24 protein-coding genes are annotated in these 22,459 nt (G+C 60.8%); 11 read left to right on the top strand and 13 right to left on the bottom strand.

Annotated elements, in window-relative coordinates; all coding sequences use genetic code 11:
- The 4 genes from EKK30_RS04030 to mnmE form a co-directional block, all read right to left on the bottom strand.
- Positions 1–345, bottom strand: a 345-nt coding sequence (locus tag EKK30_RS04030) for an AAA family ATPase (RefSeq protein WP_290980599.1), incomplete at its 3' end; no start/stop codon positions are given.
- Positions 346–348: 3 nt separating this feature from the next.
- Positions 349–1,023: a 16S rRNA (guanine(527)-N(7))-methyltransferase RsmG gene (rsmG, locus tag EKK30_RS04025; RefSeq protein ID WP_290980596.1), complete on the bottom strand. Its 675-nt coding sequence runs from the start codon at positions 1,021–1,023 to the stop codon at positions 349–351.
- Positions 1,023–2,957, bottom strand: coding sequence for a tRNA uridine-5-carboxymethylaminomethyl(34) synthesis enzyme MnmG (gene mnmG / locus EKK30_RS04020; protein WP_290980593.1), 1,935 nt, complete (start codon positions 2,955–2,957; stop codon positions 1,023–1,025). Before mnmG ends, rsmG begins: the two co-directional genes overlap by 1 nt.
- Before the next feature lie 161 nt (positions 2,958–3,118).
- The gene (gene mnmE, locus EKK30_RS04015; RefSeq protein ID WP_290980590.1) at positions 3,119–4,450 is read right to left on the bottom strand and encodes a tRNA uridine-5-carboxymethylaminomethyl(34) synthesis GTPase MnmE; all 1,332 of its coding nucleotides are present in this window, start codon (positions 4,448–4,450) and stop codon (positions 3,119–3,121) included.
- Between the two features lie 73 nt (positions 4,451–4,523).
- Here mnmE and EKK30_RS04010 point away from each other — a divergent pair, with 73 nt between their 5' ends.
- Together EKK30_RS04010 and EKK30_RS04005 are read left to right on the top strand one after the other, a co-directional pair.
- The gene (locus tag EKK30_RS04010; RefSeq protein WP_290980587.1) at positions 4,524–6,536 is read left to right on the top strand and encodes a thioredoxin domain-containing protein; all 2,013 of its coding nucleotides are present in this window, start codon (positions 4,524–4,526) and stop codon (positions 6,534–6,536) included.
- Positions 6,537–6,644: 108 nt separating this feature from the next.
- Positions 6,645–7,622, top strand: coding sequence for a sterol desaturase family protein (locus EKK30_RS04005; protein ID WP_290980584.1), 978 nt, complete (start codon positions 6,645–6,647; stop codon positions 7,620–7,622).
- Positions 7,623–7,695: 73 nt separating this feature from the next.
- Here the strand turns inward: EKK30_RS04005 and rho are convergent, their stop codons facing one another.
- From rho to hemE, 3 genes are all read right to left on the bottom strand, one after another.
- Positions 7,696–8,961, bottom strand: a complete 1,266-nt coding sequence (gene rho / locus EKK30_RS04000; RefSeq protein ID WP_290980580.1) for a transcription termination factor Rho — start codon at positions 8,959–8,961, stop codon at positions 7,696–7,698.
- 203 nt (positions 8,962–9,164) lie between these two features.
- A complete protein-coding gene (gene hemJ, locus EKK30_RS03995) occupies positions 9,165–9,692 on the bottom strand; it encodes a protoporphyrinogen oxidase HemJ (protein WP_290980577.1) in 528 nt (175 codons plus the stop codon).
- A 4-nt stretch (positions 9,693–9,696) separates the two neighbouring features.
- Positions 9,697–10,749 carry a uroporphyrinogen decarboxylase gene (gene hemE, locus EKK30_RS03990; protein ID WP_290980574.1) on the bottom strand — a complete coding sequence of 351 codons (1,053 nt, stop codon included), beginning with the start codon at positions 10,747–10,749 and terminating at the stop codon, positions 9,697–9,699.
- Positions 10,750–11,199: 450 nt separating this feature from the next.
- Between hemE and EKK30_RS03985 the strand changes: the two genes are divergently transcribed.
- Genes EKK30_RS03985 through dnaQ form a run of 5 tightly spaced genes read left to right on the top strand, consistent with a single transcriptional unit; the run spans position 11,200 to position 14,843 of the window.
- Positions 11,200–12,051, top strand: a complete 852-nt coding sequence (locus EKK30_RS03985; protein WP_290980571.1) for a pyruvate, water dikinase regulatory protein — start codon at positions 11,200–11,202, stop codon at positions 12,049–12,051.
- On the top strand, positions 12,044–12,655 hold the full coding sequence (locus EKK30_RS03980; RefSeq protein ID WP_290980568.1) for a Maf family nucleotide pyrophosphatase: 612 nt from the start codon (positions 12,044–12,046) through the stop codon (positions 12,653–12,655). Before EKK30_RS03985 ends, EKK30_RS03980 begins: the two co-directional genes overlap by 8 nt.
- Positions 12,652–13,482 (top strand): shikimate dehydrogenase, encoded by an 831-nt coding sequence (locus tag EKK30_RS03975; protein ID WP_290980565.1) that lies wholly within the window; start codon positions 12,652–12,654, stop codon positions 13,480–13,482. The genes EKK30_RS03980 and EKK30_RS03975 overlap by 4 nt, the downstream gene beginning before the upstream one ends.
- The gene (gene coaE / locus EKK30_RS03970) at positions 13,482–14,099 is read left to right on the top strand and encodes a dephospho-CoA kinase (protein ID WP_290980562.1); all 618 of its coding nucleotides are present in this window, start codon (positions 13,482–13,484) and stop codon (positions 14,097–14,099) included. The genes EKK30_RS03975 and coaE overlap by 1 nt, the downstream gene beginning before the upstream one ends.
- Before the next feature lie 30 nt (positions 14,100–14,129).
- Entirely contained in the window at positions 14,130–14,843 is a 714-nt protein-coding gene (dnaQ, locus tag EKK30_RS03965; protein WP_290980559.1) for a DNA polymerase III subunit epsilon, read from the top strand.
- Between the two features lie 7 nt (positions 14,844–14,850).
- On the opposite strand, the gene secB is transcribed toward dnaQ, so the two are convergent.
- Both secB and EKK30_RS03955 read right to left on the bottom strand, forming a co-directional pair.
- Positions 14,851–15,321: a protein-export chaperone SecB gene (gene secB / locus EKK30_RS03960; RefSeq protein WP_366927318.1), complete on the bottom strand. Its 471-nt coding sequence runs from the start codon at positions 15,319–15,321 to the stop codon at positions 14,851–14,853.
- A gap of 129 nt (positions 15,322–15,450) precedes the next feature.
- A complete protein-coding gene (locus EKK30_RS03955; RefSeq protein WP_290980553.1) occupies positions 15,451–15,984 on the bottom strand; it encodes an FxsA family protein in 534 nt (177 codons plus the stop codon).
- Positions 15,985–16,261: 277 nt separating this feature from the next.
- Between EKK30_RS03955 and EKK30_RS03950 the strand changes: the two genes are divergently transcribed.
- The 3 genes from EKK30_RS03950 to EKK30_RS03940 all read left to right on the top strand — a co-directional run bounded on the left by EKK30_RS03950 (position 16,262) and on the right by EKK30_RS03940 (position 19,077).
- Entirely contained in the window at positions 16,262–17,017 is a 756-nt protein-coding gene (locus EKK30_RS03950) for a Tim44/TimA family putative adaptor protein (protein ID WP_290980550.1), read from the top strand.
- A gap of 174 nt (positions 17,018–17,191) precedes the next feature.
- Positions 17,192–18,445: an MltA domain-containing protein gene (locus EKK30_RS03945; RefSeq protein ID WP_290980547.1), complete on the top strand. Its 1,254-nt coding sequence runs from the start codon at positions 17,192–17,194 to the stop codon at positions 18,443–18,445.
- Positions 18,442–19,077: a Smr/MutS family protein gene (locus EKK30_RS03940; RefSeq protein ID WP_290980544.1), complete on the top strand. Its 636-nt coding sequence runs from the start codon at positions 18,442–18,444 to the stop codon at positions 19,075–19,077. The genes EKK30_RS03945 and EKK30_RS03940 overlap by 4 nt, the downstream gene beginning before the upstream one ends.
- 6 nt (positions 19,078–19,083) lie before the next feature.
- On the opposite strand, the gene EKK30_RS03935 is transcribed toward EKK30_RS03940, so the two are convergent.
- Positions 19,084–19,593 carry an invasion associated locus B family protein gene (locus EKK30_RS03935; RefSeq protein WP_290980541.1) on the bottom strand — a complete coding sequence of 170 codons (510 nt, stop codon included), beginning with the start codon at positions 19,591–19,593 and terminating at the stop codon, positions 19,084–19,086.
- Entirely contained in the window at positions 19,594–20,100 is a 507-nt protein-coding gene (locus EKK30_RS03930; RefSeq protein ID WP_290980538.1) for an RNA methyltransferase, read from the bottom strand.
- Between the two features lie 52 nt (positions 20,101–20,152).
- On the opposite strand from EKK30_RS03930, the gene EKK30_RS03925 reads away from it, so the two are divergent.
- A complete protein-coding gene (locus EKK30_RS03925; RefSeq protein ID WP_290980536.1) occupies positions 20,153–21,130 on the top strand; it encodes an NADPH:quinone oxidoreductase family protein in 978 nt (325 codons plus the stop codon).
- 5 nt (positions 21,131–21,135) lie between these two features.
- Here the strand turns inward: EKK30_RS03925 and thpR are convergent, their stop codons facing one another.
- Both thpR and EKK30_RS03915 read right to left on the bottom strand, forming a co-directional pair.
- Entirely contained in the window at positions 21,136–21,708 is a 573-nt protein-coding gene (gene thpR, locus EKK30_RS03920) for an RNA 2',3'-cyclic phosphodiesterase (RefSeq protein WP_290980533.1), read from the bottom strand.
- Between the two features lie 22 nt (positions 21,709–21,730).
- Positions 21,731–22,435 carry an arylesterase gene (locus EKK30_RS03915; protein WP_290980530.1) on the bottom strand — a complete coding sequence of 235 codons (705 nt, stop codon included), beginning with the start codon at positions 22,433–22,435 and terminating at the stop codon, positions 21,731–21,733.
- Between the last annotated feature and the right edge of the window lie 24 nt (positions 22,436–22,459).

Raw genomic sequence — 22,459 nt, 5'->3', positions numbered from 1 at the left:
CTGATCCGATGCCAGGATTGAATCGATGCCGACGAGATCGTTGTTCGCCGGAACGACGAAAAGGTTCGGCACGGCGGTTTTCAGAACCGTATCCAGGATCGCCGCGCCGCCCGTCAGAACGTCGAAGGAGGTCTGAAAGCGTTGCTCGATATCGATGCCGAGCCCCGTCGAAGCGTTGCCCTGAGGATCAAGGTCGAGCACGAGGACGCGTTCGCCCACGGCAGCCAAGGCGGTGCCGAGATTGATCGCCGTCGTCGTCTTGCCGACACCGCCTTTTTGGTTGGCAATGGCAACAACACGCGGGCCCGCGTTTGCACTGCCCGCGCCTGATACGTAGCCGGCCACGGGTTATCCCTCCGTCCTGGGTTTCGACGCCTTCGCTTTCAACGCATTGAGCAACACAACTCGGCCGCTCTCTTCCGTCACGCTTGGAATCAGCTCAAAGGCAAATTGCCAGTCCTGAGCCGTGCTCTCGATCTCGGCCGCCACATCGCGGCCCTTCAAGAACAACCCTTGCGTAGACGACCCAAAAAACGGCGCAGCGATCTCGACCAGCCTGGAGAGTGGGGCGAGAGCACGCGCGGTGACGCAGTCGGCCACGCCTACCTTAGCGTGAGTCTCGGGATTTTCGATCCTCATGCACAGAATGTCCACAGCTGCGCCGGTCTCGCGAGCGACTTCCCGTAAAAACGCCGCTTTCCGGCTGTCGCTCTCGACCAGGATGTGGCGGCTTGTCCCTGTTTCGGAAGCCAGAATCGCCGAGACGAGCCCAGGGAAACCCGCGCCGGACCCCAGATCGAGCCAGGTCCGGGCGGCCTGAGGCGCAAGGGGCCAGAGCTGGGCGCTGTCGGCGAAGTGGCGATGCCAAATGTCATCGAGCGTACTCGGCGCTACGAGATTGATGGTCTTCTGCCAGCGCTTCAGCAGCGCCTCGTACGTTTTCAGCTTGTCGCAAGTTTCGGCCGAGACGCCGAAACGGGCTTGAAATTCGGCTGGGGTATCGATGCGGCTAGTAACGGCCATCAGGCGGTCTTGCGCGCGGGCTTGGCGGGCTTTCCGGCCTTGAGGCGGGCGAGTAGCGTCAGAAGCGCGGCGGGCGTCATGCCCTCGATACGGCCCGCCTGGGCGATCGTCGCGGGACGATGCCGGGTGAGCTTCTGGCGAATTTCGGCCGAAAGGCTCGGCAGCGTCCCGTAGTCGAAGTCGTCGGGAATGCCGACGGCCTCGTCGCGCTTCAGCTGGGCGACGTCCTCATCCTGGCGCTTCAAATATGCGGCGTAGCGGGCATCGACTTCGAGCTGGGCGGCAATTTTCGGCTCAAGCCGCCCGATCTCGGGCCAGACAGCCTTGAGGTGCCCGAGTGAGATTTCAGGGAAGGCCAAGAGATCGAAGGCCGAGCGGCGGCGGCCGTCCCGATTGACCGAGAGACCGTGCTTTGCCGCCTCGGTCGGCGTAAGGGACAGTTGGTTCAACAAGTCGAGGCCATCGGCGAGAGCCCGAGCTTTTGCCACGAATTTCTGCGCGCGGTGGGAACCGACGACCCCAACGCGCAGCCCGTCTGGCGTCAGGCGCTGGTCGGCGTTGTCGGCACGAAGTTTCAAGCGAAATTCGGCGCGGGACGTGAACATCCGGTACGGCTCGGACACGCCTCGGGTCACGAGGTCGTCGACCATGACGCCGAGGTAGCCCGCCGTGCGCGAAACGCTGAACGTTTCACGTGAATCCATTTCTGAAGAATCCGTTTCACGTGAATCCGTTGTATATGAATCTCTTGGGAAATTTCCGGATTTCAGGGTGGCGTTGATGCCGGCTAGAAGTCCTTGCGCGCCCGCCTCCTCATAGCCCGTGGTGCCGTTGATTTGGCCGGCAAGGAATAGGCCTGGAAGCCGTTTCACTTCGAGCCCCGGCGTAAGTTCTCGCGGATCGACATAATCGTATTCGATGGCGTAGCCCGGGCGCTTGATGATCACGCGCTCGAGGCCCGGCATGGTCCTCAGGAACGCCTCCTGGACGTCGGCCGGCAACGAGGTCGAGACGCCGTTCGGATAGATCGTATCGTCGTCCAGACCCTCAGGCTCAAGAAAGATCTGGTGCGAACTGCGGCCGGCAAATCGAACGATCTTGTCTTCGATCGAAGGGCAGTAGCGCGGGCCCACACTTTCGATCTGCCCGGAATACATCGGCGATCGTTGGAGATTGGCGCGTATGATTTCGTGGGTGTTCGGCGTCGTGTAAGTGATCCCGCAGCTGATCTGGGGCGTGGCGATTTTCTCGGTCAGAAACGAGAAGGGGACGGGATCATCGTCGGCCTTCTGCATTTCCAGTCCCACCCAGTCGATGGACTTGCCGTCGAGCCGGGCGGGCGTGCCGGTTTTCAGGCGCCCGAGCTTCAGGCCGAGTGCATAAAGCCGATCCGACAGTTTCAGGGCTGGCGCTTCGCCCGCGCGGCCTGCGGGGATCTTCTGTTCGCCCATGTGGATCAGGCCGTTGAGGAAGGTGCCGGTGGTCAGAACCACGGCGCCAGCGCGCAGGGGTTGCCCATCGGCCGTGATAACGCCTTCGACCCTGCCATTTTCGACGATCAGGTCCTCGACGCCACCTTCGATGACCTGAAGGTTGGAAATCGCGCGGATTTCGGCCTGCATGGCCTCGCGATAGAGCTTGCGGTCCGCTTGCGTGCGGGGGCCATGGACCGCCGGGCCCTTCGAGCGGTTCAGCAGGCGGAACTGGATGCCGGCGGCATCAGCTACCCGCCCCATCAAGCCATCAAGAGCGTCGATTTCGCGGACCAGGTGCCCTTTTCCAAGGCCGCCAATGGCCGGATTGCAGGACATTTCACCGATCGTCGCGAACGCGTGGGTCACGAGCGCCGTGCGCGCGCCCATCCGCGCGGCTGCAGCTGCGGCCTCGGTTCCGGCGTGTCCGCCGCCCACGACGATGACGTCATATCGCTTCATTGGCCGGGTCTACCGCATTTCGTGCCGGGTTTGAATGACTTCGGCTTCCGACGCTCCTCCGTCGAGCCGGCGGGAAGCCGCAGAATCGGGAGTTTGGGCGGGACGGAGAAAAATCCAGGCTTGCGAATCCAAAGAATCATTTCACGTGAAACCTTTTGGACTCACTTGCCGATGCAGAAGCGGCTGAAGACCTGGTCCAGGACGTCCTCCACGTCGACGCGGCCGGTGATCCGCCCCAGCGCATGGGCGGCGCGTCGCACGTCCTCGGCCCGCAACTCCAGGTCTGCGGGGCTGCCCACGAGAAAGGCGCCGATGTCCGAAAGGGCGCCTTCAAGGGCTTCGCGATGGCGCGTGCGGGTCAGAGCGGGCTCAGCCTGCGTGCCGACGGCCCTTTCCGCTCGGGCAGCGATCGTCTCGATCAGGCGGTCGAGGCCAGCGCCAGTTTTCGCGGAAATGGCGAGATCGGCAGCTCCAAGGCTTTGCGACTCATGTGGAAGATCGGACTTGGACTGAATTACAAGGCTTGTTTCACGTGAAAAGCCAAGCGGCGGAATCGACTCGGGTTTTTCGGCTTTTTCCGTCAGCCATAGGACGAGGTCGGCTTCGCCGGCAGCGGCGAGACTGCGGCGAATGCCTTCTCTTTCGACTTCGCTCGCCGCTTCACGGATGCCGGCCGTGTCGGACACGACCACGGGAAGTCCGCCAAGGTCGAGGCGCACTTCGATGACGTCGCGCGTTGTCCCGGCTTCAGCAGAGACGATGGCAGCTTCGCGTCGCGCGAGGGCGTTCAGCAGCGAGGACTTCCCCGCGTTGGGCGCCCCCAGCAATGCGACGCGGAAGCCGTCTCGGAGGATCTCACCGCGGTGGCCGTCGTCGAGATGGGCGGAGATCTCTCTCGCGAGCGCCTCTGCTCGGCTTCTCGCCTCTTCGAATGATGACGCGGCTACGTCGCCTTCGTCGGAAAAGTCTATGGCCGCTTCCGTCAGCGCGGCGATTTCGATGAGGCGCGCCCGCCAGCCCTCGTAGAGCTTGGATAGCGCGCCGCCAGCCTGTGCAAGAGCCTGACGGCGCTGGGCGTCGGTTTCCGCTTCGATGAGATCGGCCAGACCTTCGATTTGGGCCAGATCGAGCTTGCCGTTCTCGAACCCTCGTCTCGCGAATTCCCCCGGTTCCGCCAACCGGCATCCCGGAATAGTGCCGATCGCTAAGAGCAGAGCCGAAACGACGGCGCGACTGCCGTGGGTCTGGAACTCAACAACATCTTCCCCTGTTTCGGACAGGGGCGCCGCGAACCAAACGACGACGGCCTGGTCGATCGCTTCGCCCGTTCCGGGGTGACGAATGGTTCGAAACGCCGCGACCCGCGGTGTGGGCGCGGCCGCCACCATCCGGGTCATGACATTCTGCGCCGCAGGTCCGGAGACGCGGACGACGGCGATCCCGGACCGGCCAGGCGCCGTCGATAGAGCGAAGATAGTTGAAGCATCAGACATAGGGTTCGCGTACTCGTAGATCCTCGCCGTCGCAAGGCGGACAGGAAATCCCCCCGAACGGCAATCGGACTGCATGAGTGAAAATCGCCTGAAGTACGAGACAAGTCCTTATCTGCTTCAGCATCAGGACAATCCGGTTCACTGGTGGGCGTGGGGACCCGAAGCGCTGGCGGAGGCGAAGCGGACCGGGAAGCCTATTCTTCTTTCCGTTGGCTACGCGGCCTGCCACTGGTGCCACGTCATGGCGCACGAGAGTTTCGAGGATGCTCAAACCGCGCAGGTGATGAACGATCTCTTCGTCAACATCAAAGTCGATCGCGAAGAGCGGCCGGATATCGACGCGATCTACATGGGCGCGCTTCATCGTCTTGGAGAGCAAGGCGGTTGGCCGCTGACCATGTTCCTCGATAGCGAGGCGAAACCATTCTGGGGCGGTACGTACTTTCCACGTGAATCACGCTACGGCCGCCCATCGTTCACGGCGGTGCTTCTGCGCATTGCCGAAGCGTATCAGAACCAGCCGGAAAACGTTCGCAAGAACACCGAGGCGCTCGTCGCGTCGCTGCGCGATGAAGCGCAAAGCACTGGAGGCGCGGTCGCAGGTCCCGACGTGCGCAGTCTCGTTCAAGCGATCACGCGCGCGGTCGATCGCGAGCACGGCGGGATTTCAGGCGCACCGAAGTTTCCGCAGTGGAGCATCTTCTGGCTGTTGTGGCGCGGCGGCATTCGTTTTGGTGACGAGGCGGCGAAAACTGCGGTCGTCACGACGCTCACGAACATCTGCCAAGGCGGCATCTACGATCATCTCGGCGGAGGGTTTGCGCGCTACTCTGTCGACGAATACTGGCTCGTGCCGCACTTCGAAAAGATGCTCTACGACAACGCACTTCTGATCGATCTCATGACCGAGGCGTGGCGCGAGACGAAGACGCCGTTGTTCAAGGTGCGTATCGCCGAGACCGTTGAATGGCTGAAGCGCGAAATGATCGGAGAAGCGGGCGGTTTCGCTGCGTCTCTCGATGCGGACAGCGAAGGAGAGGAAGGCAAGTTCTACGTCTGGAGCGCGCAAGAGATCGCGGAGGTTCTTGGCGCGGAGGATGCCGCTTTCTTTGCCCGCATCTATGGCGTGAAGCCGGAGGGCAATTTCGAAGGGCACACCATTCTCAATCGCCTCGACGCGCAAGCACTCCTGTCGGAAGCGGAAGAGGCACGACTATCCGACCTGCGCACAAAGCTGCTCGAGAGGAGATCTTCGCGCGTCCGTCCAGGATGGGACGACAAGATCCTCGCAGATTGGAACGGCTTGATGATCGCGGCTCTGGCGCGGGCCTCCAGCGTGTTCGATGAGCCCGAGTGGCGCACGATTGCGGAGGGAGCCTTCACGTGTGTCACGACCAAGCTTTCGGCCGGTGGTGATCGCCTCTATCATTCGTATCGCGGCGGCGTGGCGAAGGCGCCTGCAACGGCGTCCGACTACGCCAACATGATTTGGGCTGCGCTTCGCCTCTATCAGGCGACCCTCTCCGAGAGCTATCTGGAGCATGCGAAGCGTTGGGCCGACGTTCTTGATCGGCATTATCTCGATGACGCAGGGGGCGGCTACTTCACCGCGGCCGACGATACGAGCGACGTGGTCGTCAGGCTGAAGTCGGCTTCCGACGATGCAACGCCCAGCGCCAACGCCATCCACCTGTCGAACCTGATCGCGCTTGCCGCGCTGACGGGGGAGGCGCGGTACGATGATCGTGCCAACGAACTCGCAGCCTCCTTCTCGGGAGCTGTGGCGCGCGCCCCGACGGGGCATTGCGGGCTGATCGCCGCCGGCCTCGATCTCGGCCGGGCCGTTCAAGTTGCCGTGATCGGCAGCGGCGATCCAAGCCTTGCCGCTGCGCTGTACAGCCTCTCCGTCCCGGCAGCCTTGGAGTTCCTGTCGGCGTCCGGATCCTTTAGCCCTGGCTCTCCGTTGGCAGGGAAGGGTGCGCCGACCGGCGAATCAACTGCTTATGTCTGTACGGGACCGGTCTGTGGAGCGCCGGTGCAAAAGGCGGAATCTTTGCGCCAAGAAATTCTGATCGCGCGCGGCTAAATTATTGATGATTGTCAACTTTTACCGCGTTGAAAGGTCTCACGGAGCAAACGCTTGGCTGAGGTATCCTGTGAGCGATATACAGGGTGTGGAGAAAGGCAGCCCCCCATGAAATTTCTGAGAGAAGCCGTTCGCTACGGCTACATCCCATTCATGATGCTCGGCCTCACCGGCGCCGCCTACTGGGTGGTCAGTCAGCTGGTCGTCGCGGAGGGGAAGACGTGGGCGTACGCGCTAATTTTCCCGCTTCTCGTCGCGGCTTATGCAACTTCGTTGCTGGCGGAGCGCATCGCGCCGGTCTTCCCGGAATGGAATGACCATGGCGAGCATGGCGACATGCTGACCAACACTGGTCACATCGCGCTCTACGAGTTGGGGGCGATCAACGGCGTCCTCCTCATTCCCGTCATCTGCTGGCTCTTCCCGTTCCAGGGCATCTGGCCGACGCAGTGGCCGATGTGGTCGCAAGTGCTGATGGCGTTCGTCGTCGCCGACTTCGCCTTCATGTTCATGCATTACCTCAGCCATCGGCTGCCGCTGCTCTGGCGGCTGCATGCCGTGCATCACGGCGTCGGGCGGCTCTATGGCTACAATGGCGTGATCCGCCATCCGCTGCACCAAGCGCTCGACATGATCGTCGGCAACATGCCGCTCGTCATTATCGGTATGCCGGTGCCGGTCGCGGTCGTGCTCGGCTTTCTCATCTCCGTGACGCTGATCGTGCAGCATTCGAACGTCGATACGCGTCTTGGCCCGCTGCAGAAGCATTTCGCGATCGGCCGCATCCACCACATGCACCACGTCAACTGGGGCACCGAGGGAGACTGCAACTTCGGCCTGTTGCTGACGATCTGGGATCGCATGTTCGGCACCTACTCCGAGAAGCTCGGCCGCGAGGTGACGGCGAAGGATATGGGCGTCGATGAATTGCCGAACTTCCCGAAGAGCCTGTGGGAGCAGCTGATCCTGCCTTGGGTCTATGTGCCGGGGAAAGGCGAGCCTGAGCGCTACAAGCAGATGGCGGCGGCGAAAGCCAAGACGCCGGCGCAGGAAGCGCGCGACCAGGTTCTGCACGCGGCGGAATAGGCTCTCCACATTCGCAGAAATGACAAAAGGCCGCTCGTTTGAGCGGCCTTTTTCACGTGAATCTTTTTGACCGTTACGTGTTCATCGACTGGAAGAACTCGCCATTGGTCTTGGTCGAACGCAGCTTGTCGATAAGGAACTCGATGCCGTCCATCGTGCCCATCGGATTGAGGATGCGGCGGAGCACGTAGACTTTCTTGAGCTGATCCTTCGGAATGAGCAGGTCTTCCTTACGCGTGCCCGAGCGCGATACGTCGATTGCCGGGAAGACGCGCTTGTCGGAGACCTTGCGATCCAAGATGATTTCCGAGTTGCCGGTGCCCTTGAACTCTTCGAAGATCACTTCGTCCATGCGCGAGCCGGTATCCACAAGGGCGGTCGCGATGATGGTCAGTGAGCCGCCTTCCTCGATGTTGCGGGCTGCGCCGAAGAAGCGCTTCGGCCGTTGCAACGCGTTGGAATCGACGCCGCCGGTCAGAACCTTGCCGGATGACGGCACGACGGTGTTGTAGGCACGACCCAAGCGCGTGATCGAATCCAGAAGAATGATGACGTCCCTCTTATGCTCAACGAGACGCTTAGCCTTCTCGATCACCATTTCCGAAACCTGGACGTGGCGTGAGGGCGGCTCGTCGAAGGTCGAGGAGATGACCTCGCCTTTCACAGAGCGCTGCATATCGGTGACTTCTTCCGGCCGTTCGTCGATCAGAAGAACGATCAGGTAGCATTCCGGATGATTGACGGAGATCGAGTGTGCGATGTTCTGAAGCAGAACCGTTTTGCCGGTTCTCGGCGGCGCCACGATCAATCCGCGCTGGCCTTTGCCGATAGGCGAGACGATATCGATGACGCGGGGCGACAGGTCCTTTATCGTCGGGTCTTCGATTTCAAGTTTCAGCCACTTCGTCGGATAGAGCGGCGTCAGGTTGTCGAAATGGCTCTTGTGCTTGGTTTTCTCGGGGTCTTCGAAGTTGATGTTCGAGACCTTCAGAAGAGCAAAGTAGCGCTCACCGTCTTTGGGTGAGCGGATCTGGCCTTCGACCGTGTCGCCGGTGCGCAGGGCGAAGCGGCGGATCTGCGAAGGCGAGACGTAGATGTCGTCGGGACCCGGCAGATAGTTCGCTTCCGGCGAGCGCAGGAAGCCGAAGCCGTCCTGCAGAACTTCGACGACGCCTGTAGCGGTAATTTCCGTCTCTTGGGTCGCGAGCTGCTTGAGCGTCGCGAACATCAATTCCTGCTTACGCAGGGTCGAGGCATTCTCTACCCCCGCCTCTTCGGCGAAGGTGACGAGCTCGGCGGGAGACTTCCGCTTCAAATCCTCGAGCTTCATTTGCTTCATTGAAATAGAACTCCACGAAGTGCCGCATCACAGCGGTATCGGGTGGTGAGGTGGGGTGAATGAGCCTGGCACAACGGCGACGAGGCGGGCGCCCCGTCGTGAAACCCAGCGAGCGTTGACGTTTAAACGTCGAAACGTGCCGTCTGCCAAAATCCTTATGAGGACCGATGGAAGATAGCAGATCGACAGCGACGAGGGAAGTATCAAAACGGCTTTACAACCACGAGGATGACAATGCCGATCATCAGCACGGTCGGAACTTCATTGATAATGCGCCAGTGTCGCGCGGGTTTCGTGTTTCGATCTTCACGGAATCGGCGGGTCGCCGCCGACAGGTAGCCATGCAACCCGGAAAGCACAAGCACCAGCGTGAATTTGGCGTGTAGCCAGGGCGCCGTCCAGAACCCGGACCGCCAGGCGAGCCACAACCCCAGAACCCAGGTCACCACCATCGCAGGCGTGGTGATGTAGTTCAGAAGGCGCCCCTCCATTATCTTGAAAGTCTCAGATTGAGGCGAACCGACCGGCGTGTCGGCGTGATAAACGAAGAGACGTGGCAGGTACAGCATCCCCGCCATCCAGGCGATGACGGCAATGACGTGGACCGCCTTGATCCAGAGATATGCGGCGTCACCCATCACAAAAATCAGCGCTGCAGCGGCCGCCGCCGTGATGACAAGGGAAGCGCCAGCGCGAAAGGCGGGCGATTTGCTCACGGGTGTGTCTGCCATCTTGTCAGGCCCGATTCACGCGCACGCGCTCGACCAACCGAGCCACATTGTCAGGCGACGTTTGCGGAACGATGCCGTGGCCCAGATTGAACACAAAGGGTAGCCCCGCCATGGCTCGGCAAATGGCGTCGGTTCTCCGATCAAGCGCATCGCCGCCAGAGACCAACAGCAGCGGATCGAGATTGCCCTGCACGGCTTTGCCGCTTTGTGCAATTTTCTGCATGATGCTCAGCGGGCAGGATGTATCGCAGCTGACGCCATCAACGCTCGTCCCGTGGATGTAGGTTTCGAGGAGAGCGGCAGCGCCACGCGGAAAACCGATAATGGGGATACTGGCGTGACGACTGCGGATTTCGCTCACGATGCGTGCCGTGGGAGCGATGACCCAGCGGGCGAACTCATCCTCGGAAAGGCTGCCGGCCCAACTGTCGAAAATCTGAATGGCATTGGCGCCCGCATCAATTTGCTTGGAGAGGTAGACGATCGACGCTTCGGTCAAAATATCGATGAGTTGCGCAAAACCTTCCGGGTCGGCGTAGGCCCATTCCCGCGCCGCAGCCTGATCGCTCGAGCCCCTGCCCTCGGCCATGTATGTTGCGACGGTCCAAGGTGCCCCACAAAATCCGATCAGGGCTGTTTCGCGCGGCAGCGCCTGACTGAGCCGCTCGACGGTTTCGCAGACACGCGAAAATTTGTCGTTGGTGTTCGATAGGGCGAGTCGGGAGAGGCCATCAACCGATTTGATTGGGTCCAGCCGCGGACCTTCGCCTTCGGCAAAGCGAACGCTTTGGCCCAGCGCATCGGGCACCACGAGGATATCGGAAAACAGGATGGCAGCGTCGAAGCCGTAGCGCCGGATTGGCTGAAGGGTGACTTCCGCGGCGAGTTTCGGCGAATAGCACAGGTCGAGAAAGCTGCCAGCCTCGGCGCGTGTCTTCCGGTACTCGGGGAGATAGCGGCCAGCCTGGCGCATCAGCCAGATCGGAGGGGGTGCAACGGCCTTGCCTGCAAACGGCTGCAGGAAGCGCTTCTCGATCCGTTCGGTCGTGAGTTGCACCGCTTTCCTTCCCTTCACTTCAAATGAGACAAACTTCTTGAAGCTTATTTTTTTGACTCTTACCCCGGGGGTTTGCGGGGATCGGTTGATCGTCCACGCTCCGTCCACAAGGTATCCCACTTCAGGTTCGTGTAGCACGAGCCCTAGCGTTTGTCTGACGTACGGCGCAATAGGATCGTTAAGGCGTCCATTAATCAAGGGCTTGCCGCCGGCATGCGTCACCAACCCGAAAGAGCGACGTGTGGAGAAGGCCTGGAGAGGCTCTGTAGAGGCTGATTGTTCCTTTGGACGGCCATTTGCTGGACAACATCTTTCCCTTTTGCCCGGATGTGGGTATCGCCGTGGGTCAGGCGATGGTTGTTCTCTCAACACGTGACCGACCAACCGGGTCGGGGGATAACCTTTGAGTTTTGAACATGCCGCCGCGGACCTTTTCATGAGACGATCGCAATGACGCTTCCCAGTCTCTTTCACATGCACCTCGTCTCGGATTCGACGGGCGAGACGCTGGTCGCGATCGCAAAAGCTGCCACGGTCCAATATCAAAACATTCGCGCTATCGAGCATGTGCATCCGCTCGTGCGGACGCAGCGCCAGCTGAAGCGCGTGCTCGCCGATATCGAGCAGGAGCCGGGGATCGTGCTCTACACTATCGTCAATACAGCGCTCGTCGCGGAGCTTGAAGCGCATTGCCAGCAGCTGAAGATTCCGTGTCTCGCGGTGCTGCAACCCATCATGAAAGTGTTCGAGAGTTATCTCGGCGCGCCGCAAACGCCGACAGTGGCGGGCCAGCATGTGCTCGATGCCGATTATTTCCGGCGAATCGATGCCATGAATTTCACGATGGCGCACGACGATGGCCGACTGCCCGATAATCTCAGCGATGCGGATATCGTGCTGCTCGGGATCTCGCGCACGTCGAAAACTCCGACATCGCTTTATCTCGCGCAACGCGGATACAAGACGACGAATTTGCCGCTCGTGCCGCAGGTGCCGTTGCCCGAACAGCTTCTGCAGCCGCATACGGCGTTTGTCGTCTGTCTCATCGCCAACGTCGACCGGATCGCCGATGTCCGTAGAAATCGAGCGATTCTGATGGCCGATCGTGACCTCGAAACTTATGTCGATCGGGATACGATTTCGGCGGAAATCGCTTACACGCGAAAACTCGCGGCGCAGTATAGCTGGCCGATCATCGACGTTACGCGGCGATCGATCGAGGAATCAGCAACGATGATTCTGAAGCTCTTGCAAGATCGCAGATCGGGAACGCGATCGGAGGCGGACCCGCGCAATGCCTGAAATGACGCGTCTCGTTCTCGCCTCAGGAAGCGAAGCACGAAGATCATTGCTTCAAGCGGCTGGCCTCGCCTTCGAGGTCATTCCAGCCGAAATCGACGAAGTTGCCATTCGGACGGCGATCCTGGAGCAAACTGAAGGGGCGGAGGGAAGCGATGTTGCGAGCGTCCTCGCCGCTGAAAAAGCGCGGGTCGTTTCCGTGCAGCATCCGGATGCGCTCGTCATCGGCGCGGATCAGGTTCTTCTGCTCGGCGGCAAGATCTTTTCCAAGCCCGAAAGCATCGCCGAGGCGCGGGAACACCTCGTCATGATGCGGGGGCGAACGCACGATCTCATCTCGGCTGTTGCGTTGGCGAGGAATGGCAACGTGCATTGGCAGACCACGGCGACTGCCGGCATGAGCGTCCGCGACTTCTCGGAGGAGTTCCTGGCAGCTTATCTGGAGCGGATGGGCGACAGAGTTCTCGGAAGCGTCGGGTGCTATGAATTCGAAGGCTCCGGGGTGCAACTGTTCGAGAGAATCGAGGGCGATTACTTCACGATTCTTGGCATTCCCCTTCTGCCGCTGCTTGAGCGATTGCGGGACGAAGAGATGATCACAGCATGACAAAGGCGTGCGTCATCGGCTGGCCGATTGCGCATTCGCGCTCGCCGCTCATCCACGGCTATTGGTTGCGAAAATACGGAATCGACGGGGCCTATACGAAAGAACCCGTAAAGCCGGAAGAACTCGGCGGTTTTCTCGCGACGCTGAAAGACCGCGGATTTGCAGGCTGCAACGTCACTGTACCGCACAAGGAGGCGGCCTTTGCAGCGGCGGTGATCAAGTCTCAGTCCGCTATTGCGGTCGGGGCTGCGAACACGCTTTGGTTCGAAGGACAGGATCTTGCGTGCGCAAACACCGACACGTACGGGTTCATCGCTAATCTCGATCAGTGTGCGCCGCGCTGGAAAGAGACCGATGGCGCTGCGCTCGTGCTTGGAGCAGGTGGCTCGGCGCGAGGCGTCGTCTACGGCCTCCTTGATCGCGGATGCCATGACATCCGCGTGTTCAACCGCACCATTGAGCGGGCTGAAGAGATCGCGCGGCACTTCGGTGCAGCAGTCTCGGCTTGGTCATGGGATGTCCGGAACGATCACGTCGCGCAAGCATCTGTTATTGTTAATACGACGATAATTGGCATGAACGGTAAAGGCGATCCCGAAATCGACTTCAAATTAGCCAAGTTAGGGCCGGTTGTTGCTGATCTCGTTTACGTCCCGTTGGAAACTCCGCTTCTAAGGTCCGCGCGCACGCATGGATTGGTGGGGGTCGACGGTCTCGGCATGCTGCTCCATCAGGCTGTTCCCGGATTTGAAAAATGGTTCGGCGTCCGGCCTGAGGTTTCTTCCGAGCTCTACGCCCTCGTTGCTGAGAATATTCGCGAGGCTTGATGCTTGTCGTTGGTTTGACCGGGTCGATCGGTATGGGAAAATCGACCGCGGCGGCGCGATTTCGCGCGCGCGGGATCGGTGTTTTCGATGCCGATGCCGAAGTCCATCGTCTGTATGCCGGGCCGCTCGCGGACGAGATCGAGAAGGCGTTTCCCGGTTCGTGCACTGGTGGCGCCGTCGATCGCACGAAGCTATCGGAGCAGCTCATTGCCGCGCCTCATCGTTTCAAGGAACTTGAAGCAATCGTGCATCCACGCGTGCACGAGGCTGAGCGGCATTTCCTTCAGGCGGAAAATGCGCATGGTGCGGCGATTGCCGTTCTCGAGGTTCCGTTATTTCTGGAGGTGGGACGCGACGCGCATGTCGATGCCATTGTGGTCGTCACGGCTTCGGCCGAGGTTCAGCGCCAGCGTGTGCTTGCGCGCGCCGGCATGACGGAGGCGAAGTTCGAGGCGGTCGTCGCGCGGCAATTGCCGGAAGCAGAAAAGCGCGCGCGTGCGGATTTCGTTGTGGACACGAGCGGATCCGTGGAAAGCTGCAACAGCCAAATCGATATAATCATCACTAGATTGCTGCCGTTGAGCGCCACCGCGTACGAACAGTTCTGGCGCGCCTGAAGAATTGCGCCGGGGGGCGCGAGGGACGCGATGCGCGAAATTGTTCTCGATACGGAAACCACGGGTCTTGATCCCAAGACCGGACATCGCCTGATCGAGGTCGGCGGCATTGAGATGATCAACCGGATTCCGACTGGTCGAGAGTTTCACCGCTTCATCAATCCGCAGCGCGACGTGCCGAGGGAAGCGCAGGAGATTCACGGCATCTCAACGGAGTTTTTGTTCGACAAGCCGTTGTTCAAAGACGTCGCACGCGAACTGCTCGATTTTTTGGGTAATGACATCCTCGTCATTCACAACGCCCAGTTCGACATCATGTTTCTCAATCATGAACTCGGACTTCTGGGAGAAAAGGCGATCAGTTTCGATCGCGTCGTCGATACGCTCGCGATTGCGCGGCGGCGGCATCCGGCGGGTCCCAACACCCTCGACGCCCTTTGCAAGCGCTATGCGATCGACAATTCCCAGCGCACGAAACATGGCGCGCTGGTTGATAGTCTGTTGCTTGCGGAAGTCTACGTTGAGCTCTTGGGCGAGCGGCAGGCAACGTTCGGCCTGCAGTCAGCGAGTGTAAAATCGGCTGGAGCGATCCGGGTCGGTGCGGGACGCAGCAACCCGATGCTGCGTTCTGAGCCGCTGCCAGCGCGCATCGGGGAAGCTGAAGTCGAGGCGCACCGCTCCTTCATCGAGAAGATGAAGACGCCGGCGCTGTGGCTCAGCTTCTGGAACAAGAGCCCGGCGTGAACCGGTCTTAAGCGAACGTTTTTCCCGGCGCCGATGGGCGCTGGCGCTGCCGCTGCATATAAAGCGCGCCGAAATCGATCGGATCAAGCAGCAGCGGCGGGAAGCCGCCTTCGCGCGTGATGTCGGATACGAGCCGGCGCAGGAAGGGGAAGATCATCGACGGGCCGGAGATCAGGAGGAAGGGTTCAAGCGCACCTTCCGGAATGCTTTCTATCTTCAAGAGGCCGGCATAGACGAGTTCGAGGACGTAGATCGTGCCGATTTTGTTGGTGGCGGTGGCCTTGAAGTCGATCGCCGTTTCGAAAAGATCGCCGTCGATCCGTTGAGCGCCGACGTTGACTTCGACCTGCAGGTTGGGTTGATCGCCGATGCCTGAAATCAGCTTATGGATGTTCGGATTCTCGAATGAGAGGTCCTTGATATACTGATTGACGATCTTGGCCTGGATCGGAATCTGGCCGTCGGCGCGAGGCGTCATTCCAGCGCCGTTTCCATTGCTACCCTGCTCGGCCATGACGTCCTCTTCACATCGTTCGATGTTCAATTTCCAAGTCGCGGCGGTCGCTAGCACGTCGCTCAGGGCGGCGCAATGGATCGGCCGCAGCTGTTATGACCTGTGACGGCGAGGCTGCACTGCCTTGCCAGGGTACAGCGGCCGCTCGCTCACGCGCTCATACTCGCCCTCGATCACGATGCCGTCGTCCTCGGTGGGCGAGGGCGCATCAGATTGCGCGCGAAACGCCTCGCGGCTGACTTCGGCCTGGTAGTGGAACAGGGTGACGAGCTTCAACAAACCCGTTCGGATCACGATGTCGCGAACCTGCGGGATCAGCAGGAGGAGGCCGAAGGCGTCAGCAATGACACCGGGAAAAATGAGAAGCAGGCCGGCGAGGACTTGGAGAAAGCCGTCAAAAAGCGGGGAGAAGCCCTCGCGGTCTGACCCGAGACGAGACAGCGCGCGTTCGAAAACGCGTAGGCCGACCCTGCGAATGACGTAGGTGCCGAGGATCGCCGTGCCGATGATAATGGCGGCAAGCCACCAGATGCCCAGAAGCTGACCAAGACGGATCAGGAGCCCGATTTCCAGCAGCGGAAGGGCTGCCAGCGCGAGGATCAGGGCGATTTTCACCGGTTGGGACATAAAAGCTCATCAAACATTCGCGACACCTTAGCGCGGTTGTACGTCAGCAGCCACCGGCCTTGCTGAAAGGACACCTGCCGTTTCAACTATATTCACATCAGAAGCTTACTTTCCGAGCTTTTCGAGACTCCCAGATCGGCGGCAGACGGGGCAACCTTAAGGTGATATAGCTGCCTTCTTCAAATCGTCCGTCCCCGGGCTTAGATACATGCCTAGCTTGGGTGGATGGTCGTCGGCCGACGCATGCCCAATCTCACCGGAGGCGCTGACCCCTAGAATGAATGGTCAATTCGATCTCATAACGCTCATTGCACTCGTCGTGGCCGTGGCTGCGATCATCAAGCTCAGGAGCGTGCTTGGCCAGCGTACGGACGAGGACGAAAACCGCGTTGAACGCCTGAAAGCGCGCGAGCGGGACGCGGCTCAGCGTCCAGCCACCGAAACCGCTTCGGCAGACGTCATTTCGATGCCACGGCGCGATCGCGAGCCTGTCGCTCCAGCGCCCGCGGCGGAGGTGGCTACGCCAAACATCGAAGCGCGCATTCGTGCCTATCCAGTCCAGGATCCAGCGGTCACGACCGGCCTTCTTGAAATCGCCAAGCTCGATCCGACACTCGACCCGGACTCCTTCATCGCCGGCGCTGGGCGCGCGTACGAAATGATCGTTTCCGCGTTCGCAGAAGGCAACCGGCGCGCGCTGAAGGATCTCTTGAGCAAGGAAGTCTACGACGGCTTCTCCGCCGCGATCGCGGAACGTGAAGCCCGCGGCGAGATCATCGATCAGCAGTTCGTCGGCATCAAGAAAGCCGAGATCGTGGAGGCCGAGGTCAAGACCGGCGTCGCGTTCGTCACCGTTCGTTTCGTCAGCGAACTCATTTCGGCGACGCGCGACAAGGCGGGAGAGGTGATCTCCGGGGACGCGCAGCGGATCAGGGACGTCACCGATATCTGGACCTTCAGTCGCGACATCTCGTCGGCAAAGGCACGCGGCAACCCGAATTGGCGTCTGGTCGCCACGCAGGCGCCAAATTGAGACGCGATTAAGCGACAGTTAATCTGGACGTGTTGTTCTGCTGGGCGGTGAACACCGCAACGCAGGGAAGTCGGGTTCAAGCGTGGGTCGGGCACCGGGGGGCGCCTTTTGACCGAGTGTGCGTATCACCCACAGATATTGCGAGCTCGCCGTGCGTGCGGGCTGCTTCTGTTTATGCTGCTTTTTCTAAGCCCAGCGGTCTGCGATAACGGCGCGGTAGCGGCGAGCGCGCCAGCTGCCAGCGACATTCAGAACAAAGCTCAGCCTGCCATGACGCCCCCTGTCGTCACATTCGAACCGATGACGTTCAGCGATCTCGCCGGTTGGAGCGAGGATGATCATCTGGCCGCCTGGAAAGCGTTTCTTGCATCATGCAAACCCGTGTTGCGGGCAGGTGTGCGTCCGGCCAAGCACGACAGCGCTGGGTCGCCGCAGGCTCTCATCGATGTCTGTGAGCGCGCCGTCGCGATGTCGAAAGCCAAGAGCGTTCGCACAAGAAGTGAAGCGCGGCAGTTCTTTGAAACGAATTTTCGTCCGCATCGCATTTCGGGCGGTGATGCCGAAGGTCTGCTCACGGGCTACTACGAGCCATTGATCAAAGGCTCGCGAATTCCCGACAAGACTTACAAGGTTCCGATCTATCGGCGGCCGCCCGACCTCGTGAATGTCGTCGCGGAAAGTGAGCGAGGGGCCAAGTCCGGCTCACTGACGCATCAGCGCAAAACGGCGAAAGGGCTCGAACCTTACCTGACGCGCGCCGACATCGAGCAAGGCGGTCTTGAGGGTCAGGGGCTCGAGCTCATGTACCTCAAGGATCCCGTTGACGTCTTTTTCATGCAGGTGCAGGGGTCGGGCCGCATCCAATTGCCGAGCGGCGAGAAAGTGCGCGTCACCTATGACGGCAAGAACGGCCATCCCTATACGTCGGTGGGTCGCGTCCTGATCGACGAAGGCCAGATGACGGCTGACGAGATGTCGCTCAAGTCTTTGAAGAAGTGGCTCAAGACCGACAAAGATCGCGCCAAGCCAGTGCTGTGGAAGAATAAATCTTATGTCTTCTTCAAGGAGCTTTCAGGCACGGAGGCCAATGCGCCGATGGGCGTCGGCTGCATTCCTTTGCAGGCTGGCCGCAGCCTCGCGATCGACACGACCTATTATCCGATCGGAACGCCGATCTTCGTCGATGCGCCGAAAATCACGCACGCAACGAAGTCCGGTGGATTTCGCCGCCTGATGGTGGCGCACGATGTGGGTTCGGCGATCAAAGGGACCGAGCGCGGCGATATCTACTTCGGTTCGGGTGATGATGCAGGGCGTCTCGCGGGTGTTACGAAGCAGCCCGGGCACCTCTACGCATTGCTGCCGATCGACGGCGGCGCGGAGAACTCGTTCTTTCCCGATCCTAAAACGGCGAGCAGCGGACTGTGAAGAAGCCGCACGGCCACAGCGGGGGTAAGAAGAGCGGTTCTGGCGGCGATGACGACCATGACGTCTGGCGGCACCTCGCAGCGAGCATAGAGCCGCTGAAGCGCGCTAAAGGGCGGTTTCATCCCGCCAGCGACCTGGCGAAATCGGGCAGTCCGAAATCAAGGCCTTCGGCCGCCGAACGCGCGGTCAGCAAAGAAAGTAAGGCCGCTTCGCGTGCCGAGGCGCAGCCTGCCCCAAAAGCTTCCCGTTCGGCACCGCCTGAGCTGTCCCTTTTCGATCGCAACAGTGTCCGCAAGATCAGGGGCGGCAGGGTCGACATCGAAGCCCGAGTCGACCTTCATGGCATGCGGCAGCACGAAGCACATGTTGCTTTGCGCCGCTTTCTCATGAGCTGCCAAAGCCGCGGCCTCCGGTACGTTCTCATCATCACCGGCAAAGGCAAGGGGTTGGACTCAGCGGCGGCGCATGTCGGGGAGGCGGATCGGGAACGCGGGGTGTTGAAACGCAACGTACCGCGCTGGCTCGAGGAGCCGGATTTGCGGGCGATTGTCGTAAGCTTCACGACGGCAGCGATCCAGCATGGTGGTGAAGGTGCGATCTACGTGCATCTGCGCTCAAAGAATCGTGGCTAGTGCTTTTCAGAAGCAGGTTTCCTGTAGCTTCTGGAGTGCTTGGCCGATGCCGTTGAGGGAGTAGGTGTCGGTTACGGCGGCACCCGCGTCCGAGGTGGCGGCAACCGTCATGGTCGTGCCCTTGCGCATGGCCTCGACAAGTTTCAGCTCGCGCGTCGAATCCGAGACGTAGGTGCGGTCGCCGGAGGCAAATAGCCGAAATCCGGCTGGGCTCACGGTCGCCAGGGCCTGTGCGTTCTTCTTGACGCGAAACCCCATGCGGAAGCTAACCTCGGCGCGAATGCCGTCCTTGGGCCACGCCGAAATGTAGGCGCGGGGAGGTTGGCGCTGGGCATCGGCCGGCGCGGTCGATTTCGGCTCGCTCGTCACGAAGCAGAAAAGATGCGGGGTGTTCGCGTCGGTCATCAGAGACCAATCGCCGGAGGTGTAGGCGCGTGTCATCTGGTCAGCTGCCGCCGCGCCGGAATGGACGGCGGCAAGGCAGATAGCGAACAACGTCTTACCCACGTTCCGCATTCAAGGGCCCCCCTCGCCGATCGGCCGATCGGCAAATCGCGCCAGCGATTTGATTCGGTCATACATCACGATTGCGCCGGCCATGGCGACATTGACGCAAAAGGCTGTCGGGATCTTGACGACATAGTCACAGCGCTCGATCAGGGGTTCGGAGAGGGAGCCTAACTCGGGTCCGAGCACATAGGCGGCGCGAAGTGGATGACGAAAGCTCGGAAGATCGACCGCGTCGTCGAGCAGCTCGATGCCGACGAGCTTGCAACCGCCGGGCAGCGCCATGTCATCGAGCGTCGCCCAGTTGTAATGGGGGAGATGCAGCTGGCTTTTCGACGTGTCGGCATGCGCCTCGATGGCTTTATAGGTGGCGCCGACCGTGAACGTGAACGCCGCTCCGAAAGCATGTGCCGAGCGCATCAAATTTCCCAAATTCAGCGACTTCGACATGCGTTCAGCGCCAATCGCGAAGTAGCCCTTGGGGTGCGGCGGCCATGTGGTCGCTTTTCTTGACATTCTGGTCCGCTCGTGTGTGTCAGAGGGGGTTTCAGCGAGTGGGACGTCACATATGAAGGCAGCTCTTTGCAAGAGCCTTGACGGGCCATCGGGCCTGGTTGTTGAGACCCGGGCCGACCCCGTAGCGCGGGACGGGCAAGCCGTCGTGAGGGTTGCGGCAGTCGGCCTCAACTTCGCCGATACGCTGATCACCCGCGGCAAATATCAATTCAAACCGGAACTGCCTTTTTCTCCCGGCGCGGAGATTGCCGGGATCGTCGAGACCGTCGGTGTGAACGATCACGGGATTCACGTGGAACAGCCCGTCATGGCTTACGTGAACTGGGGCGGGGCTGCGGAAAAAATCGCGGTCGATGTCGGCAGCCTCATTCCTATCCCAGCAGGTGTGCCGCTGGAGGTCGCTGCCGGGCTTTCCGTGACGTATGGGACGGCAATTCACGGTCTCAACGATCGCGGCAAGGTCAAAGCCGGCGAGACCGTCGTGGTGACCGGCGCTGCCGGCGGCGCGGGTCAAGCCGCCGTCGAGATTGCCAAGCTCATGGGAGTGCGCGTCATTTCCGTCGTCTCCTCGGAAGAAAAGGCTGCGATCGCACGCGATGCCGGATCGGATGACGTGATCCTTTTCCCCGGGGCCGATCTCAAAACCGAAGTTCGCAATCTCACCGGCGGCGACGGCGCGGACGTCGTCTATGACTGCATCGGTGGAGAAGCGGCGGAGCCGTTGGTTCGTGCGCTCAACTGGGAAGGTAGATTTCTCGTCGTCGGGTTTGCAGCGGGCGAGATCCCGAAGATTCCGATCAATCTTCTGTTGCTTCGCGGCGCCGAGATGGCTGGCGTTTTCTGGGGCGAAGCGGTCAAGCGAGACCCGGCAGGGCACCGAGCCAACATGGCCAAAGTCCTGAGTTGGGTGGCGGAGGGGCGTCTCAAGCCACGAATTCACGGGACCTATTCGCTCGACCAAATTCGTGAAGCGCTGGGCATCCTCGAACGCCGCGAGGCGACCGGCAAGATCATCATCACGGTGAGCTGAAGAGCCTACCAGGCCGCTTCACCTTCGTCGGCGAGAAATCCCATTCCGCGCATCGGAAAGCGTTCCTCGATGCCGTAAGGTCCGCCGCCAACGCCGGGGCGTGAGGACATCAGTACCGTTCGGCCAACGAAGAAGGGCGCAGAGCGATAGCCGCTGTAGCGCGACAGATAGCGCGCGATGGCTTCGACATTGGAATGCTTCAGGCGCGCGAGCGTGACGTGCGGTTTGAACGCGCGAGTATCTGGAGACAATCCGGCATTGCGCGCGGCTTTCTCGTGCTCACGCGCTAGCTCTTCGAGCTCGGGTGTCGTTTCGACGCCGACCCAAAGGGTGTGGGGATCATCGCCGCCAAAAACGCCGAGGCCTGACAAGCGCAACTCAAATCCGTCTGGCTCGATGCGCGACAGGTTGTCGGCGAACTCGCGCGCGTCGTTGTTGGCGATGTCGCCCGCGAACCGCAACGTAATGTGATAGCTCTCCGGTTTGATCCACCGCGCGCCGGGCAACGGCATGCGCAGGCGATAGAGCTCATCGCAGGTATCTTCAGGAAGCTCGATGGCTGTGAACAGTCGCGGCATGGTGATGTCCTCGCGAATGAACTTATGGCGTCGCGCCTTTTTGAGCCGCTTGGCTCTGCTCCGCGCGGGCGACGAGTGCTTCGACGTCGGGCAGGATGCGCTTCACGATCTCAGCGACGCCCTTTCCCGTCGGATGAAGGCCGTCAGGCTGCGTGAACGAGGGGTCGAGCGCCACGCCTTCTAGAAAGAACGGATAAAGCGGAACGGCGTATTTCGCTGCAAGCTCGGGGTACATGGCGTCGAAGTTTTTGGTGTAATCGCCGCCCCAATTGTTTGGCGCCCTCATTCCCGTCAGCAGGACCGGAATGCCTTTGGCCTGCAGGTTCGCAAGCATCTTATCGAGGTTGGCGCGCGGCACTTTCGGATCGATCCCGCGCAGCGCATCGTTGGCGCCGAGTTCGATAATCACAGCGTCGGGTTTCGGATCGAGCGCCCAGTCCAGGCGTTCGAGGCCGCCCGAGGTGGTGTCGCCGGAAACGCCGGCATTCGTCACGGTGACCTTGTGTCCCTTCGCTTCAAGCGCCATCTGAAGCTGCGCGGGAAACGACTGGCTCGGTGCGACGCCGTAGCCGGCCGTCAGGCTGTCGCCGAACGCAAGGATGGTGACAGGACGCATAGGAGCCGCGGTTGAAGGATGAAGAAGCGATACGACCAAGCCGGCAAAGACCATCAGACGGAGTGCGACCTTTGCGGTCAGGCCTGGGGCACGTGAAAAGGCTACGTTCATCTTTCGGCCCCACACATCACACAT

This window comes from Hyphomicrobium sp. (assembly GCF_003987855.1).
GTDB lineage: Bacteria > Pseudomonadota > Alphaproteobacteria > Rhizobiales > Hyphomicrobiaceae > Hyphomicrobium_B.
Note: the sequence above shows the minus strand (reverse complement) of the source record. Positions and strands in the feature narration are given on the sequence as shown.

Bases quoted from the DNA above. Each gene is read 5' to 3' on its own strand.
- rsmG (WP_290980596.1), bottom strand. From the start codon at position 1,023: ATGGCCGTTACTAGCCGCATCGATACCCCAGCCGAATTTCAAGCCCGT.
- mnmG (WP_290980593.1), bottom strand. From the start codon at position 2,957: ATGAAGCGATATGACGTCATCGTCGTGGGCGGCGGACACGCCGGAACC.
- mnmE (WP_290980590.1), bottom strand. From the start codon at position 4,450: ATGTCTGATGCTTCAACTATCTTCGCTCTATCGACGGCGCCTGGCCGG.
- EKK30_RS04010 (WP_290980587.1), top strand. From the start codon at position 4,524: ATGAGTGAAAATCGCCTGAAGTACGAGACAAGTCCTTATCTGCTTCAG.
- EKK30_RS04005 (WP_290980584.1), top strand. From the start codon at position 6,645: ATGAAATTTCTGAGAGAAGCCGTTCGCTACGGCTACATCCCATTCATG.
- rho (WP_290980580.1), bottom strand. From the start codon at position 8,961: ATGAAGCAAATGAAGCTCGAGGATTTGAAGCGGAAGTCTCCCGCCGAG.
- hemJ (WP_290980577.1), bottom strand. From the start codon at position 9,692: ATGGCAGACACACCCGTGAGCAAATCGCCCGCCTTTCGCGCTGGCGCT.
- EKK30_RS03985 (WP_290980571.1), top strand. From the start codon at position 11,200: ATGACGCTTCCCAGTCTCTTTCACATGCACCTCGTCTCGGATTCGACG.
- EKK30_RS03980 (WP_290980568.1), top strand. From the start codon at position 12,044: ATGCCTGAAATGACGCGTCTCGTTCTCGCCTCAGGAAGCGAAGCACGA.
- EKK30_RS03975 (WP_290980565.1), top strand. From the start codon at position 12,652: ATGACAAAGGCGTGCGTCATCGGCTGGCCGATTGCGCATTCGCGCTCG.
- coaE (WP_290980562.1), top strand. From the start codon at position 13,482: ATGCTTGTCGTTGGTTTGACCGGGTCGATCGGTATGGGAAAATCGACC.
- dnaQ (WP_290980559.1), top strand. From the start codon at position 14,130: ATGCGCGAAATTGTTCTCGATACGGAAACCACGGGTCTTGATCCCAAG.
- secB (WP_366927318.1), bottom strand. From the start codon at position 15,321: ATGACGCCTCGCGCCGACGGCCAGATTCCGATCCAGGCCAAGATCGTC.
- EKK30_RS03955 (WP_290980553.1), bottom strand. From the start codon at position 15,984: ATGTCCCAACCGGTGAAAATCGCCCTGATCCTCGCGCTGGCAGCCCTT.
- EKK30_RS03950 (WP_290980550.1), top strand. From the start codon at position 16,262: ATGAATGGTCAATTCGATCTCATAACGCTCATTGCACTCGTCGTGGCC.
- EKK30_RS03945 (WP_290980547.1), top strand. From the start codon at position 17,192: ATGCTGCTTTTTCTAAGCCCAGCGGTCTGCGATAACGGCGCGGTAGCG.
- EKK30_RS03935 (WP_290980541.1), bottom strand. From the start codon at position 19,593: ATGCGGAACGTGGGTAAGACGTTGTTCGCTATCTGCCTTGCCGCCGTC.
- EKK30_RS03930 (WP_290980538.1), bottom strand. From the start codon at position 20,100: ATGTCAAGAAAAGCGACCACATGGCCGCCGCACCCCAAGGGCTACTTC.
- EKK30_RS03925 (WP_290980536.1), top strand. From the start codon at position 20,153: ATGAAGGCAGCTCTTTGCAAGAGCCTTGACGGGCCATCGGGCCTGGTT.
- thpR (WP_290980533.1), bottom strand. From the start codon at position 21,708: ATGCCGCGACTGTTCACAGCCATCGAGCTTCCTGAAGATACCTGCGAT.
- EKK30_RS03915 (WP_290980530.1), bottom strand. From the start codon at position 22,435: ATGAACGTAGCCTTTTCACGTGCCCCAGGCCTGACCGCAAAGGTCGCA.